The 15300-nt window shown below is 47.8% G+C and carries 14 protein-coding genes; 3 read left to right on the top strand and 11 right to left on the bottom strand.

Annotated elements, in window-relative coordinates; genetic code table 11:
* Nucleotides 1–316 precede the first annotated feature (316 nt).
* From C1T21_RS12465 to C1T21_RS12415, 11 genes are all read right to left on the bottom strand, one after another.
* A complete protein-coding gene (locus C1T21_RS12465; protein ID WP_103048486.1) occupies nucleotides 317–1927 on the bottom strand; it encodes an FAD-dependent oxidoreductase in 1611 nt (536 codons plus the stop codon).
* A gap of 25 nt (nucleotides 1928–1952) precedes the next feature.
* Nucleotides 1953–2915 (bottom strand): ROK family protein, encoded by a 963-nt coding sequence (locus tag C1T21_RS12460; protein ID WP_103048485.1) that lies wholly within the window; start codon nucleotides 2913–2915, stop codon nucleotides 1953–1955.
* Between the two features lie 130 nt (nucleotides 2916–3045).
* A complete protein-coding gene (locus C1T21_RS12455) occupies nucleotides 3046–3885 on the bottom strand; it encodes a MurR/RpiR family transcriptional regulator (protein WP_103048484.1) in 840 nt (279 codons plus the stop codon).
* A complete protein-coding gene (locus C1T21_RS12450) occupies nucleotides 3863–4582 on the bottom strand; it encodes an N-acetylmannosamine-6-phosphate 2-epimerase (protein WP_103048483.1) in 720 nt (239 codons plus the stop codon). The genes C1T21_RS12455 and C1T21_RS12450 overlap by 23 nt, the downstream gene beginning before the upstream one ends.
* A gap of 5 nt (nucleotides 4583–4587) precedes the next feature.
* A complete protein-coding gene (locus C1T21_RS12445; protein WP_103048482.1) occupies nucleotides 4588–6129 on the bottom strand; it encodes a DUF4127 family protein in 1542 nt (513 codons plus the stop codon).
* A gap of 97 nt (nucleotides 6130–6226) precedes the next feature.
* Nucleotides 6227–8053, bottom strand: a complete 1827-nt coding sequence (locus tag C1T21_RS12440; RefSeq protein ID WP_103048481.1) for a protein O-GlcNAcase — start codon at nucleotides 8051–8053, stop codon at nucleotides 6227–6229.
* A 50-nt stretch (nucleotides 8054–8103) separates the two neighbouring features.
* Nucleotides 8104–8994, bottom strand: a complete 891-nt coding sequence (locus C1T21_RS12435; protein ID WP_023986649.1) for a carbohydrate ABC transporter permease — start codon at nucleotides 8992–8994, stop codon at nucleotides 8104–8106.
* Nucleotides 8994–9875 (bottom strand): carbohydrate ABC transporter permease, encoded by an 882-nt coding sequence (locus C1T21_RS12430; RefSeq protein WP_103048480.1) that lies wholly within the window; start codon nucleotides 9873–9875, stop codon nucleotides 8994–8996. The genes C1T21_RS12435 and C1T21_RS12430 overlap by 1 nt, the downstream gene beginning before the upstream one ends.
* Before the next feature lie 63 nt (nucleotides 9876–9938).
* The gene (locus tag C1T21_RS12425; RefSeq protein WP_103048479.1) at nucleotides 9939–11213 is read right to left on the bottom strand and encodes an ABC transporter substrate-binding protein; all 1275 of its coding nucleotides are present in this window, start codon (nucleotides 11211–11213) and stop codon (nucleotides 9939–9941) included.
* A gap of 183 nt (nucleotides 11214–11396) precedes the next feature.
* The gene (locus tag C1T21_RS12420) at nucleotides 11397–11963 is read right to left on the bottom strand and encodes a DUF420 domain-containing protein (RefSeq protein WP_013308403.1); all 567 of its coding nucleotides are present in this window, start codon (nucleotides 11961–11963) and stop codon (nucleotides 11397–11399) included.
* 290 nt (nucleotides 11964–12253) lie between these two features.
* Nucleotides 12254–12529, bottom strand: a complete 276-nt coding sequence (locus C1T21_RS12415) for a GNAT family N-acetyltransferase (RefSeq protein ID WP_013308402.1) — start codon at nucleotides 12527–12529, stop codon at nucleotides 12254–12256.
* 193 nt (nucleotides 12530–12722) lie between these two features.
* Here C1T21_RS12415 and C1T21_RS12410 point away from each other — a divergent pair, with 193 nt between their 5' ends.
* From C1T21_RS12410 to C1T21_RS12400, 3 genes are all read left to right on the top strand, one after another.
* Entirely contained in the window at nucleotides 12723–13685 is a 963-nt protein-coding gene (locus C1T21_RS12410) for an ATP-dependent DNA ligase (protein WP_103048478.1), read from the top strand.
* Nucleotides 13686–13795: 110 nt separating this feature from the next.
* On the top strand, nucleotides 13796–14338 hold the full coding sequence (locus C1T21_RS12405) for a MarR family winged helix-turn-helix transcriptional regulator (RefSeq protein ID WP_061830683.1): 543 nt from the start codon (nucleotides 13796–13798) through the stop codon (nucleotides 14336–14338).
* Nucleotides 14323–15246, top strand: coding sequence for an alpha/beta hydrolase (locus tag C1T21_RS12400; RefSeq protein WP_103048477.1), 924 nt, complete (start codon nucleotides 14323–14325; stop codon nucleotides 15244–15246). Before C1T21_RS12405 ends, C1T21_RS12400 begins: the two co-directional genes overlap by 16 nt.
* The last annotated feature ends 54 nt before the right edge of the window (nucleotides 15247–15300 follow it).

Genomic DNA, 15300 nt, shown 5'->3' with positions numbered 1-15300 from the left:
CTTGTTTGATTTTGCGAACAAAATCGTTTTACTCACTCGTTGTTCAGTTTTCAAAGATCAAACATTTCTCTTTCGCTGCGTTTTTCAGCAGCTATAAGATCATATCATGTTCATCTCAAAAATGCAAGGGTTATTTTTTTTAAGATCGTTTCGCCCAAGCTTTTTGCTTTTGAAACTGCTGTTTTGTTGTCAGCTCAAATAATATATCATAAACCCCAGCAACTTAGCAAGCACTTTTTTTGTTTTTTTTATTTTAGAATAAACCCACTCATCTTCCAGCTCATTTAAATCAGTCGAGGGGCTAGTTGCCCCTTCATTAGCTGATGACTTCCTCTGGCATAAATACCTCTGCAGGCCAGTGCAGTTCCACACCTTGGCGAAGAAGAACATTTTGAAAACATCCAAGATGCTCTGCTGATCGGCTCACTTCAATGGGATATACTTCGTTGGAGACACAGTAAGCCGCCAGGCTTCCCGCTGATTCTCCTATATTCCATTCTGTAGGATGCAATCGATAACAGCCATTGGCTATTTGGGTCATCCCTATATTTTTGCAGGCAGGAAGTAAATTGCGCACTCTCACCGGAATAAGTGAGCCCAATGGAATTTCATAGGGATAGTTAGGGATGTAGAATGTTCGCTGAGATACCGTAGTTGGATGAAGATCCAAATGATAGCTACCTACACCTACACTGTCTGTATATCGCTTTGGCCCCTCTTCCCCCCGAAGCTCACGACTTACATCAAACTCAGATATCATATACTTGGCCTGAATTCGGCGTGACTCGCGAATATAAGCCGTTTTAGCCAGACCGTCAGATGTGCCGAGAATATCACCCCTTGGTCGAATTCCCGGATAGCCGAACCCTCCATCTAACCGGGGCGCTTCGGTTTGAAGCCAATATATTAATGAACGAGTCAACTCACGCGCTCCTTCTCGGTGTTTTGCCTGCTCCTGAGCGGTGACACCGATCAATGGCCCTACGTAATAATCATTTTGCGCCCAGTTTAAAAGAGTTACCTCACCATCATTTAGCGGTTCGCTCCATATCGAGGGATCTACAATACGACGATAATCCCATAAGGATACAATGCCCTGATCGTTAGGAAACAATGTGAACTGTTTTAGTTTACTGGTATCATCCGCGTCTGTAGCAAACCAGCTCAAAATCGGAAAACGGGAAAAGGAAGGAATATAATTGCTCCAGAAATCATATTGTTGCGGCCGCTCTATAATGAAGCTTTCCCGGGGAATATAGTCTACGGCAGCCACATGTGTGATAGATTGCATATCGAAAGGGTTAGCACACTCCAGTGCATGAGGTTCACCCGTAGCAGCCCGCGACTCCGCCCCACTCGTATGCTCCACGCCCGCCATTGGAAGGAGATCACCACACTCTGTCGCATCCAGATAAAACGTTCCGTGCAGCACTCTAAATCCACACTTATGATCAGCGCTACTCGAGGTACGGATAGTTACAGAAGTAATACAGTCCCCATCCGTCTGAACGGCAATAGGCACGGTGTGATAGTATACATGAACGCGCCCCGTATTCAAATAGGGAGCGAGCATATCTTCAAGCACCCGCAGAGCTACCCGTGGTTCATGGGCCAGACGGCTTACCCAACCGTTCCCAGGGTTGAGAATGGGATTATTTCGAGCTTCTTCGGTTAACGGATAGTTCTGACGGTAATAGTCACGTACACGATTACGGAACTCACGGTATGTTGCTGTGCAACCAAATTGTTCGATCCATCGATGCTCATCTGGGGGAACCGCCTGTGAAGTTAACTGCCCCCCTAACCAGTCCGTCTCCTCTGTCACGATGACTCTCATGCCAGCCTTCGCCGCCGCAAGAGCTGCCGATGTCCCCCCCAGACCTCCGCCAATCACAACAATGTCGGTATCAAGCCGTTTTTGCGTCATGGTTCGTTCCCCTTTCATTCTTGTACTAGGACTCGGTCATTTCGAAGGCAAGCCGTGCAGCGCCGATGATTCCAGCGCGATTGCCCAACAATGCCCGACTTACTTCCGTTTGAACTCCAAATTGGTGCAGATGCTTTTCCAGCATGGGCCACCAGACCTCTCCCGTGTCCGCTACTCCTCCGCCTACAATGATCCCCTCAGGATCAAGAGTCACTGCGATGTTAGCCAGAAGCACAGCTAAATCTGCGGTGTAATCATCCAGCACCTGGATTGCTTCCTGGTTACCGTGAGCGGCCTCTTTCACAATCTCGTTCCCCGAGCGGTACAATTTACCGACGTGTTCCCTACCTCGACGTAACAGGGCGCTCCCCGATACATATTGCTCGGCGCACCCTTTTTTTCCGCAATTACAGGGGTGTCCTCCGGGAAATAGAATACTGTGCCCCCAATCACCGCCGCTCCAATGAACCCCTCTGCACAAGAGGCCATTTTCCATATATGCACCTCCGACACCTGTTCCCAACGTGAGCATCACCAAGCGTCGCTTGCCCTTCCCCGCTCCCTGCCACGCTTCTCCAAGTAAAGCGGCGTTCGCATCATTATCAGCAACCGCTCGTAAAGCCAGTTTTTCTCTAGCCCACGTTACTAAGGATGTACCTTGCCAGCCAAGTAGGTTATCTGTGGCATACACAACTTCGCCGCTCTCCACATTTACTCTGCCAGCAGTAGCAATGCCTAGAGCACCCACATCTATATGGGCATCCATGCTGGTATCTCCAAAAGAACGCAACAGTCCGAGCACAGATTCTGACACCCGCGACAATACCCATTCACGTCCACGGGAAGCATCCGTATCCAGCCGGATTTCATCAAGCACCGATCCGTCCTGTGCCACTATGGCGGCCTTCACCGATGTGCCCCCAATGTCGATTCCAATGACTCTGTTCACAGCAACTGCCACCACACCAACCTCCTTATTACCCCACATAAAAGCTTACTAGCTCTTTGTACAAACCTTCTATTAATAGCAATACATGAAATAGCCATTCATAAGCACCACAAACACAAGTCATTGAACTGTCGGAGCGCACCGTTTTTCAATCCATAACTAAAAAATCTCAATAGCTTCGTTCAATAACGGCCCTCGCTGTTTTTTCCTTCATCTGTTTGGTGTGATTCGTGTGTTTGCGAGCAAGCCCTTCGCAGATGAGGTCAATCACGAATAGTTGTGAGATTTTAGCGCCGATTGAACCACCTTCTATCGGCGCTTCCTTACCTGCGGTCAGCAACACGATATCTGCAATGGAGGTAATGGGTGATTTCGCATAATTCGTAATTGCAATAACAGTTGCACCGTTTTGCTTGGCTTTGTGCAGCATATCGTTCGTATCCAGCGTACTTCCTGATACACTGATGCCGATAGCCACATCACCCGGGTTCATGGACACCGCCATCATCGACTGAATATGTCCGTCTGCTACGGCCTCGGCGCGGCGCCCGATCCGTAAGAAACGGTTTTTAGCGTCCTGCGCGGAAATCCCCGAAGCACCTACGCCGAAAAATTGAACATAGCCCGCTTGATCGAGACACGCAATCGCACGACCAAGCTCTGAATGGTCCAGCAGTCCCATACTGGAGTGCAAAATATCGAGCATGTTGTGATACACCGTACGCGTAATATCTTGTTCGTCATCTGGGTCGATGTTCTCCTCGCCCATATCGGTTTTACGATAAGTCTGGTTTTGCGCCAGGGACAGTCGGAAATCCTGATAACCCTTGAAACCAATCTTCCGGCAAAAGCGCATGACGGTCGTTTCGCCTGTACCTGCAAAATCCGCAAGCTCTGTCACGGAGAAATATATGATGTCTGCGGGATGATCCAGTACGCACAAGGCGACTTTCTGCTCCGATTTCGTTAATGAAGGATAATACGTGTTAATTCGGTCGTTCATCTCCATAGATGCATTTCACTGCCTTCCTTGCGGCATCGGCAAACCGCTGCGTAATCAATTGGGGTCTGGTAATCGCCGAGCCTACAACCACTGCATGTGCTCCCATTCGGAATGCTTCCTCAACCTGCGCTGGATCATAGATTTTGCCCTCTGCAATTAAAGGAACGGGAACCAGTTCTGACGCTCTCCGAACCAGCTCCAGATCAGGACCCTCAATCTGAGTAGAATACGGCGTATACCCGGATAACGTGGTGGATACGCAGTCTGCGCCAAGGGAGGCCGCATGAAGCGCCTCCTCCAGTGTCGATATGTCTGCCATGGAAGTGACTCCCTGCTCATGGGCATAATCTATGAGCCTCTTCAGCTTGCATCCCGCTGGGCGCGGTCGTAATGTGGCATCTAGCGCAATGATATCTGCGCCTGCCTCCACCAGTTCCTCCATTTCACGAAGGGTAGGCGTAATGTAAATATCAGAATCATCATAATCCCGCTTAATCAAGCCAATGACTGGTAGAGAAATTGCCTGTTTAATCGCACGTACATCCGATGCGCCATTGGCGCGAATCGCTACAGCTCCACCCTGCTGTGCGGCAAGCGCCATTTTGACCATAGAATCTGCTCCATGCAACGGTTCGCCTGGTAGCGCCTGACAGGATACGATCAGTCCGTGCTGAACTTTGGATAATACACCTTCCATTCCCATAGGAATCACCCTCTCTTATCGGCATGATGCCGTACGGTTAATCCGACTTCAAAGGTGCGGTTCCACGGCATGTAGCAATCTGTAATTTCCACGTGGCCTTCCGGCCCGTTCACATATTCATTGAGCGCCTGCTCCAGCCGTCCGCGAATAACCGCAGCTACCGAGCCTCTCGGTCCATCGAGCATAAACTTGGTAAAACCCATCTGCTCCACAATCCCGTTATTCATAGCCGTACGTACCACAGCGCAATAACAGGCATCCTCGGCGTAGCGCAGCGACAGAAAATCCAAATGTTCCTCCGTAGAGCCATAGTAGGTATACAGCATAGACTGGGCAATGACGGTGCCCAGCGTGTTAGAACTGGTATTCCAGCCTGCATAACCTGCCAGCTTAAAAAGCAGTCCTTTTTGCTTCAATAGTCTAATTAGCTTGAGATCTGCGCCGTTGGCGTAGCCCACATCAGCAATTGCAACATTTTGACCTGCATATTGCAGCATATAAGAACCGTACTCAACCAGCTCTACCACATTCCGATGTACATCATATCCCGTCATTGCACGCTGCTGGGATGAAGCTTCTGCCATCGTGTCACCGGGTGTGTTAGCCAACAAAATCAAATCAGCCTCCGTTGCTGAGGAAGCTATCAGCCCACCTGCCGCCATAATCTGATATTTTAAGGTTTCGTAAAAATAGCGATCTTCAAAAAGCGGAACTACGAATGCCCCCTGCAAAGCAGACAATCGAGGATACACCAGTGGGACTACATTATTCATCTTGTTAACCCAACGAGCTAGCAACGTACAACCCACTTCATCTGCCCCCGGGTACATGTATACATTCAAATCCAGCCCAAGCTCAGAAATACGACTTCTTAGCCGCTGCTGATCCTTGGCGGTATAGCCGTAGGGAGCCGAATCATCCTGTGGGATAATCATAAAATCAATGATACCTTCTGCTACGAGATCCAGTGCAACTTCATTAGCCTCCAAATTCACATGGCGACGCCCCAGGTAATCATCCAGTATTTCCATTGGCAAACGCTCTTTAATATCAGTTAATTCGAGCAACTCTTCTGCGGTAGCGATCCCCAGCTCCTGACGATGCTCAATGAAGCCCTTTCGGAATATCTCACGCCCCCAATCGGCATAGTAATCCGGTTCTTCATCAGCCAAAGAGTATTGTGGACAACGCATAATTAGTTGAAATGCATACAGAGTCAGTTGCGGATATAGTTGCTTTAGCCTGCGAAGCCGATTCACTCTATCTCTGACCTGCTCGCTCGACATACCGTGTAATCGAGAAGGTACGATTCCTCCGTACAGCAACGTATCCATCGCCACAATGGCTCCATCAGCAGTAGCCGCGCGTTCTTCGAGCCATGCCCATAGTCTGGTCGTATCGCCAGGGGTTTTCTTTTGTCCCATCCATTCTAATGGGGGTCGCTCCATTTCCAAGTCTGTGCCCTGTGCCAGTAAATAAGGAAATTGATAATTACAGGGCCGCTCATCCAGCGGTATAAAAAGTAATCGGGTGTTTGGCTTCACCATACGTTCCACCTCTCCTGAAAATTACCGTTATCCTAACGGCAAATGATTATTTTCAGGGCAGCTATGCTGCCTTGGTTTCTTAATCCAACGCAAATACTCACAAGATCAGTCGATATTTGCCTTGTTCGTCCTGATCGACATAACCCCACTGCGCGGCAGCACGGATCGCCGGATTGCTACCCAGCCGAGCCTCCGCTTCTAAGCAAGCAGTGATACCGCGTCGCAGTTTTCCTGCGATTTCGTCCGTCAGAGGCGACGGCTCTTGCCCGTCAACTGCTTCGCTCGGCGTGCTGCTCTCCCCCGACTGTGCATCGTCCTGTCGCTCGCTGCTGAGCGCGGCTTGACGCAACACCTGCCACAGGCCCGCATCCAGCTCGGCTCGTTCCAGCCACGGTGCAGCCTGGGACACGAACCCTGCGGCTAGATCATCGGCAGGCACGTTCCGCAGGACGCTCACCGCCTGAAGCAGCCGCTCAAAGTACATATCCAGCGCAGGGATATCGCGCATTTTCAAAGCTAGGTCCACGTCCTCATACGTGTTGCCGCCTAGTCGGCTGTTCCTGTTTTGACGACAGAAAAACATCAGTTCATCCGCACGCTCTCCCGCTAACTCCCGCGCAGCCCATTGCCAAGATAGCTCAGGCATATACCGTTCACTGTTCCACATATAGTGGGACATCGTAATGAGCGTCACTTTGGAGCATTCCCACTGATTCATCGGGTTGGCCACCATACCGGTATGTCCGCAGTCCGGTAGTCCGGAATACCGTCCGCGCAGCGGATCAAGGAATAACCGATCATGGTCACAATCATTCACCGGGATGTTATCCCACAGCCACAGCTCATGCCCGAAGAATGCATGATTATCAGCGGCGTGCTCTCGACTAATCTGTGGGGCAAAAACAAAGTACCCCGTCCAGAACACCTTAATCTCCGGATGCAGCCGCTCACGGAAATCCTTTTTGTATTCGGTATCCCAATACGACCAATATTCCGAAGGACAGACTGTCAGTGTAAACTCAGGCAGCCGTTCAGCCAGCCATGTGTGAACCTTGTTCGTCAAAAAGACATGAGCGTGACCCGATCGGCCCAGCAAATGTCGATTTTCCCCTTTGAGTACGTAGTCAATGTCATCCATTAATACAGAAAAATGACGTACGCCAATCGCAATCACGGCCGCCAGCTTTTCCGTCAATTTGAGGAAATCTTCATCGCTGCCAAAGCTCAGGTCGTTCCCTGGACTGATACAGTAATGAAAATCAATCTCATGCCGTTCGCAGGCTTCCTTCAATTCGCAAATCTGGGCAAACGTATCCTCTGGGTACGGCTCTCTCCATAGCTCACGATGATATGGATCATCCTTGGGGGCATACATGAACGTGTTCATCCGATGCGCAGCCATAAAACGGACGGCATCCAGCCGATCCGCGAAACTCCACGGTTTCCCATAGAAGCCCTCAATAATTCCTCTGACCGGGAAGGAAGGCTCATCCCGAATAGACATCACCGGCAGAGTACATCGCTCCTGTTCCACTTGAAGCAGGAGATGCAGGGCATCCATGCCGTATTTGAGCCCTCTTTTATTGGAAGCATGGATTTCAATCCGCCCGTCCTTCTGAATGTCCAACCGATATCCATCTGCAGCAAGCATTCCGTCATATTCGAGCACCAACTGTACGCTTCCCCGTGTTTCAGTCGGTACACCCGGTCCTGGAGGTACAATGAGCTTGATCGGTCCCTCGGGGTCCAGCACACCTTCATACTCCTGATTCATTGCAAAGCGAGAGGACAGTTCACAGATCAGACGCGGTTCGGAGATAACCAGCCTTTCCCCGCTGTCATACACATCACGAAAATAATATTGTATCTCCTGCGGTGATAGCCCTACACCCGAATGAAGCCCCATTCCTTTGGACAATTTCATCGCAATCGTCTCCTTCCCTTAACAGGCTCTTCGTAGCCGTGACTACTGGCTTATCCTTTTACCGCTCCCGCCAATCCTTCCATATAGTAGCGCTGTGTGAACAGGAACAATATAATGATCGGCAGTACCGAAATCATTGTGCCTGCAGCAATCCAGCCGAAGTTATAAGCAAATTGACCGTTGAGATACGTAAGCGCAGCTGCCAGCGGATATAGCTCCGTATCGTTCAAAATAACGATAGGCCACAGAAAGCTGTTCCAGAACGACATCGCCTCCAATAGAGAAATTACAGCGAGCGCCGGCTTGACCAGCGGAAGCACCAGCTGCCACCAAATTCGGAACTCCGAAGCGCCGTCCATTTTACCGGAATCACGCACATCGGTGGGAATATGAATAAACGTCTGTCGCATTAGAAAAATGTTGAACACGGAGACTGCGCCGGGCAACACCACACCCAAATATGTATTGCCCAGATGGAGCCCTTGAATGGTCAGATAGTGCACAATAAATGCGGTGTAGGAAGGAATAATCATCGTGGCAATCAGCAGCGTAAACACCAGATTTTTACCCTTAAAACGAAATACAGCCAAGGGATATCCCGTCAGACTGGCGAGCACCACATTAAGCACAACGCCCAACACCGTAATGATGACCGTATTCAGCATATACTTTGGAAAATTCATGAACTGCCACACCTGAACATAGTTGTCGAAATCAATAAAGGTCGGAAAAATAGCGGGCGGCGTTGAAAAAATGTTACGGCCTGGCATGAGGGATACGCTGAGCAGCCATAGGAACGGTCCCATTAAAAAGAGGGCGAGTAGCACTAGAAGCACGTAGATGACCGTCATTCTTAGCATTCGAGCAAGACTGCGCATGATGCGGCTGCTTTCCTTTTTAGGAAGAGACGAGCGTAGCATTTTGTCATCCTTTAGATTCATCAATAGGGATTGACACCGCCTTTCCTATTGAATCGGAATACGATAATACTAAGTACGGCAATCATTGCACCGACAATTAAGCCAAGCGCGGAAGCATATCCAAAATTAAACTGCTCCATGCCCTTTTGAAAAATATACAAGCTGGATGTCAACGTGGCCGTTCCCGGTCCACCCTTGGTTAGTACATACACTTCATCAAATACGCGAATAGCTGACATGAGCGATATAAGGGTACAGAACAGAACGTAGGGTCTCAGCAGTGGAAGAGTAATATGAACAATCAGACGCCATCGGCTTGCTCCGTCGACTCTAGCGGCTTCGTACAGATCTTGAGGAATATTTTGTAATCCAGCCAGATAGAGCATCATATAATACCCGAGTCCCTTCCACATTGTGATGAACATTAGTACATACAAGGCCAAGTTGCTGTCTGATAACCAGTGTATGTCTTTGCTAATCAAGCCGACCTGCATGAGCAAGTAGTTCACTACGCTGTTATTGCCCAACAGCCAGCTCCAAATTAAGGCTACCGCTACCATCGAAGTCACAACAGGGATGTAGTAGGTCGTACGAAATATTTTAATTCCCGGGATACGGCTATTCACAAGCACAGCCATCAGGATGGAGAAAATTTGAAGAAAGGGGACAATGAGCACGTACAACAATGAGTTCCAAATCGAAACAAGAAAGTTACGGTCCTTAAACGCCGCTTCAAAATTATCGAAGCCGACAAAATGGGTATCTGATATGACAGAGTAGTCCGTCAATGCCAGCGGAATGCTGTAAATAATAGGCCAAAATACAAAGACGGCAAGCAATAACAGTCCCGGCGTCATAAAGGCCCAGGCCGTAAAGGACTCCGACCTCAACCATTTGATCATGCTGCATCACCACCTGATTTTGATAAATGAACAGGGGAGTATTCACTTACCCCCCTGTCAAACCTATTGCTTTAAAATATCGTTCACTTCCTGCTCCAGAGCAGTAAGCGTCTGCTTCGTATCCGTGCCGTTCAATACAATATTTTGTAAAGCTCGCGCGATGGCACTGTTCACATCTTTGGCATTAGGCACACCGACCATATAATCTGTCGCCTTATCCAAGCTTTGCGCAGATACTACCTTGGCTTGTGCTTCTAATGATTGGTCAGACTGAGTAAAATATGGATCTTTAATGGAGTCTTTTGTGGAAGGTAGTGTATTCGCCGCTTTAGAAAAAGCTGTTTGACTCTCTGCGTTTGTCAAGAAAACAGCAAATTTCACTGCTTCGTCCACATGTGCAGACTTAGCAGGTACGACCAGGTCCATGGAATTGGAGAGCCGCACATCAGCTTTACCGGTTGGGACAGGGACAGCAATTGTGTTCTTATAAACGTCCGGCGCTGCCGTTTTGATAAAATTGATGAACGTCGGGCCTGCCAGCTCGAAAGCAACCTGCTCGCCGGCATAATATTTCACTTGTTGTGAGAATTCAGCGTCTTCCTTGAGTACAACGCCATCTTCCATCTGTTTTTTTAGATTATCAATCATAGTGACTGCCTCTGGTGTATTGAACGCCGCTGCTGTCTTTTCTTTATTTAGAATAGGAATGCCGTCCACAGCGAAAAGCTTGGATACAAGTTGCTGCGCATAGCCTGCTTTGCCAATTTTTCTATTGATCTGACGGCCCCACTCAGACAATTCCTCCCGAGTTTTGGGCGGATGAGCAGGGTCCAACCCCGCGGCTTTGACCAGCTTTGTATTCATGTAAAGCACTTCTGTACCGGTATACCAAGGTAGCGCATAAGCTTTACCGTTAATAACGGTGGAATTATAAATACCCTCGAAATAAGCAGCCTTTTCCTCGGGCGACAAATGCTCATTCATATCAACAACAGCACCCTTGGAGCCCATTTGACTAGCAAATTCTGTATTGAGATTGACTACATCCGGACTGCTGTTGCTAGCGATACTTGTCAACAGCTTGTTGGTTACTGCGTCATAAGGGTAATCCTTCCAATCGATTTTGACATTGGGGTTCTTCTGCTCATAATCGGCAATCACCCGATTGAAATACGGGGTAAATGTAGGTTGTAGTGCAATAGTCCAAAATTGCAGTGTTACTTTCCCTCCGTCTACCTTTTCCGACTTTGATCCTCCACCACCGCAGCTGCTCAGCAGTACAACCAGCGCCAGCATAGATACAAGCAACCGTAACCTGCCTTTCGCTTTCTTTGTCACATGGTGACCCCCTTGTTCTTAGTTGATTAAGGCAAATTATAGCAGAAATACCGTTATAGAAGGAACGTTTTTTTAATAAAATAAATTTAGAAGGAATAATTTTTCTTTTATTGGATACAAAAAAGACGCCTCTTCAGCAGAGACGCCATTTCCCTAAATCAACCCATCAAAGGGTTACATCTATTAATAGTATGGGGCCATGAAAACGTACACCAGTACCCCGGTCAAGCTCACATATAGCCAAATTGGCATCGTCCAGCGCGCAATCTTACGATGTTTTGCTACCTGCATCGTCCATCCCCATACAACCGTGAACAGTGCTAGCGGTACAATAATCGCAGCCAGTATGCTATGCGAAATCAACAGCGTAAAGTAGATCGGCCGAAGGATACCCACCCCACCATATTTTGCAGTTTCCGGCGAAATGTAGTGAAAGGTCAGGTAGGAAAATAAAAATAAAACGGTACTGGCGAAGGCCAGCAAAACAAAGGTTTTATGAAGCTTAATGTTCTTTTTGAAAATAGCAACCAGTGCAGCCACCAGAAAAATAAATGTGAAGCTGTTAAAAATCGCATTCAGCCTTGGGAAAATAGTGAGATCAAAACTCACACTACCCTGGTATCCGATCGGCGAAAAGAACAGCAGCAAAATAATCACGTTGGCTATAATGGAAACGGTGATAATCAAGGCTGTAAAATTACGATTGCTCGTTGGAACGTACTGCTTGTCCTCACTCGCTTTATTCATCATGAGCGTCTCCTTCGTTAAATTCAGGTTTTCGTTACTGTTGTAGTCATAACCATAATATATTATATAGAACTCATGGACAGCCTGTGAAGTGACAACAGTATGAACAATTTCACAGCCATCTGTCAGAAAATATGCTTCAACATTTGAAAATAGCCCTTTACTTCCCTATATCAACGGTAGAATGCATTGATTTTACAAGCTTTATGCACACAAAAAAACACCGGGAAGGTCTGATTACCCGCTCCGGTGTTGTATCGGTTATGCAATTAAGCAGCCTTGATGATCCATATTCATTGCTGCCATACGTCACTGTATTCCTGATGGCGCTTGAACAGAGCAAGCGCGTACGAGCAAGCAGGGATAACCTTTTTATGCTGATTCCTTGCCATATCAACCACTCGGTCGATGAGCTCCTTGCCGATTTTTTGACCCCGTAACTGCTCGGATACAAATGTATGGTCAATGACCAAAGAGTGGTCATCTATGGATTTATAGCCTACTTCTGCAACTACTTGTCCATCATCCACCATGACTACTGCATGGTCCTCCTCGCGAATTTGTCTCATGAAACCAATCCCCTTTCTGACTGAAGAAAATCCCGTTACAACTCCATGCTAACGAATTACTGCAATCACTTCATGCCGACGCTAGATATCCTTATCATTCCCCTATTTAGGAATCAGCGAAACATTACATACATAAAATAGGATCTATCGTCGACACTATATTTATTCCAATTAAGGCAAGGGAGGTGCTGCGTTGCGTACGGAATTAAAACCTGTCATCCCGTTTGAGCCGGAACTGAGCGAAAAAGTACCTGTAGATCCGGGCCTTTGGCGTTATGAAATAAAATGGGACGGTACGAGAATTTTGACGTATCACGACCAGGGCAGCACACGCCTGTTCAACCGCAAACAGCATGAACGAACGCTTTTATACCCGGAGCTTGCTCTCTTCCCCTCCTACTGTAAGGCTGATTCGGTCATATTGGACGGGGAAATGATCGCACTCGGTGCCGACGGTAAGCCATCGTTCCATGAAATTATGCGACGGGATCTGATTCGTCGGACGGATCGAATTCAGTCAGCCTATGAAGCTGTACCCGCTACTTACATGTTGTTTGATATTGTTTATCTGAACGGGGAGTGGGTTCATCTTAAACCGTTACAGGAAAGGCTTGAACTGCTGCATCAGATCATCATACCGAATGAACGGATTCAACTGGCTCCCGCTCATCCTGATGGACAAGCTCTATTTCAGGTCATGTGCAGCCAAGGAATGGAAGGCATTGTGTGTAAAAAGCTGGATAGTCCGTACACATTGGGCGGAAAAGACGGACGATGGGTCAAAGTCAAAAATTATGGCGATATCATTGCCGTTATCGGTGGCTATACCCTGAACGGAGGCATTATCAACGCTGTGTTGCTGGGCCAATATGATAAACAAGGAATGCTGCGCTATATCGGGCATGTGGGTACGGGTAAGCTGACTCGGGAAGATTGGCGTCAGCTTACCGAGCGCCTGCTGCCACATACCATATCGGAGCGACCTTTTAGCAATAAACCGGATCGGCATCAAGACGCATTTTGGGTGCAACCCATGTATACCGCCAAGGTTCAATATAGTGAGTGGCGATGGCAAGAAGGACGTACCCTGCGCCAGCCCTCCATACAAGCCTTTGTGAATCAGGGCCTCGATCAGTGTATCGGCCCCTGGATATGACGTTTTACAGATATATTTTTAAAAAATGCGGAACAAAGTTTGTATAAATCATTGCAACCAGTGGTTAATTAAATTACAGTTAACTAATTAACTACATCGAGGTGGATCGCATGTTCTTTTTTTTGGACTCCGAAATTCGTCAACTGGCCTATAATCTCTTTCCAGGTGGCAATAAACCGATTGGTGTTTTGGTGGATTTATTTTCCATAACGTATGAAATACGAAAAAATATGGAAAAACGTTCACGTGAATTTGGTCTCTCCTACGGGCAATATATCGCGCTTTGTGTACTTTCAGCGCAAAGAGATGAAATGTCATCTCCTTCTGCTTTGGCTGATAAGATGGGTGTAAGCCGGGCAGCAATCAGTTCTATGGTTATTTCTCTCGAACAAGAGGGATTCATTAATAAATATGACGATCCCAATGACAAGCGGGGAGTGTTCGTGTCCCTGAACGATAAAGGAAGAAGTAAAATTCAACAGATGGATCCCTTTTTCCTAGGGCTGGCTTCACGTCTGATGTCAGACTTTAGTGAGTCGGAAATCTGTCAGTTCCAAACCTATTTGTCACGTGTACGTTCTGCGTTTGAAGATGTTAAAGGTTCGCGTCTAACCGACTCCAGAGAGGAGAGAGAAAAATGGTGCGAAGACTGAGACAAAAACTGTTCGTCAAACTCGCCCGCATATCGGCTGGCAGAATGGTAGCTGCGTCCGATTTCAAACCTTCGCATTCTCCCAAAGTACATCGGAAAGAAAGGATCATCCCCACCTCTGTTGGTGACTCCAGGGTGATTGTATATGAACCTTCTCACCGGTCTGCTGATCCACTCCCTGTATTCGTTAATTTCCATGGCAGCGGTTTTGTAATGGGCAGCGCCGAAATGGATGATCCCTGGTGCCCGGTCATTGCTGAACGTGCGAATTGCGTCGTCGTTAATGTTGATTATCGCTTGGCCCCGGAACATAAATTCCCTATCCCACTACAGGAAAGCTATGATGTGACCCAATGGTTGTACGAGCATCCTGATGTGCTTAACGTAGATCCTCAACGCATTGCGGTTGGGGGACACAGTGCGGGTGGCAATCTAGCGGCAGCGCTGTGTCTTATGGCCCGGGAGCGCAAGGAATTTCCGATTGTATATCAGGTACTGGATTACCCACCACTGGATATTGCTACAGATCCCAAATTGAAGCCCCAATTCGAGAAGGGGATTCCGCCACGAGTAGCAAAAATCTTTAATGAAAGTTATCTGAACTCACCAGATGAGGCGCGAAATCCGTTGGTTTCCCCCATTTTTGCAGAATCACTACATAATCTCCCTCCTGCTCTGATCATAACCGCGGAGTTGGACTCCTTGGCTGACGAAGCCGAGTTGTATGCCAAACGGCTGATTGAAGCAGATGTCCCCGTGAAGTATAAAAAATACATGGGTGCCGCACATGCCTTTACTCATAGCGGCGATCTCGCTGTAGCTGAAAACGCCTGGCGCCTGATGAGCGATCAGTTGAAATTGGCATTTGAATTCCGCATCGAAGATGTCCTGGCAGAACTGAAGAAATAAAAATAAGCCCCCTGCTTCCACTGCCATTATGCAGTCGGGTTCAGGAGGCTTATT

The sequence above is a fragment of the Paenibacillus sp. F4 genome (assembly GCF_002894905.1).
Taxonomy (GTDB): Bacteria; Bacillota; Bacilli; order Paenibacillales; family Paenibacillaceae; genus Paenibacillus; species Paenibacillus polymyxa_B.
The sequence above is the reverse complement of the archived record's forward strand: the minus strand, read 5'-3'. Positions and strand labels throughout refer to the sequence as shown.

Excerpts from the sequence above, each read along its gene's own strand:
- C1T21_RS12415 (WP_013308402.1), bottom strand. The coding sequence starts at position 12,529 with ATGAGACAAATTCGCGAGGAGGACCATGCAGTAGTCATGGTGGATGAT.
- C1T21_RS12430 (WP_103048480.1), bottom strand. The coding sequence starts at position 9,875 with ATGATCAAATGGTTGAGGTCGGAGTCCTTTACGGCCTGGGCCTTTATG.
- C1T21_RS12435 (WP_023986649.1), bottom strand. The coding sequence starts at position 8,994 with ATGAATCTAAAGGATGACAAAATGCTACGCTCGTCTCTTCCTAAAAAG.
- C1T21_RS12420 (WP_013308403.1), bottom strand. The coding sequence starts at position 11,963 with ATGATGAATAAAGCGAGTGAGGACAAGCAGTACGTTCCAACGAGCAAT.
- C1T21_RS12400 (WP_103048477.1), top strand. The coding sequence starts at position 14,323 with ATGGTGCGAAGACTGAGACAAAAACTGTTCGTCAAACTCGCCCGCATA.
- C1T21_RS12460 (WP_103048485.1), bottom strand. The coding sequence starts at position 2,915 with ATGTGGGGTAATAAGGAGGTTGGTGTGGTGGCAGTTGCTGTGAACAGA.
- C1T21_RS12445 (WP_103048482.1), bottom strand. The coding sequence starts at position 6,129 with ATGGTGAAGCCAAACACCCGATTACTTTTTATACCGCTGGATGAGCGG.
- C1T21_RS12465 (WP_103048486.1), bottom strand. The coding sequence starts at position 1,927 with ATGACGCAAAAACGGCTTGATACCGACATTGTTGTGATTGGCGGAGGT.
- C1T21_RS12455 (WP_103048484.1), bottom strand. The coding sequence starts at position 3,885 with ATGGAGATGAACGACCGAATTAACACGTATTATCCTTCATTAACGAAA.
- C1T21_RS12440 (WP_103048481.1), bottom strand. The coding sequence starts at position 8,053 with ATGAAATTGTCCAAAGGAATGGGGCTTCATTCGGGTGTAGGGCTATCA.
- C1T21_RS12405 (WP_061830683.1), top strand. The coding sequence starts at position 13,796 with ATGTTCTTTTTTTTGGACTCCGAAATTCGTCAACTGGCCTATAATCTC.
- C1T21_RS12450 (WP_103048483.1), bottom strand. The coding sequence starts at position 4,582 with ATGGGAATGGAAGGTGTATTATCCAAAGTTCAGCACGGACTGATCGTA.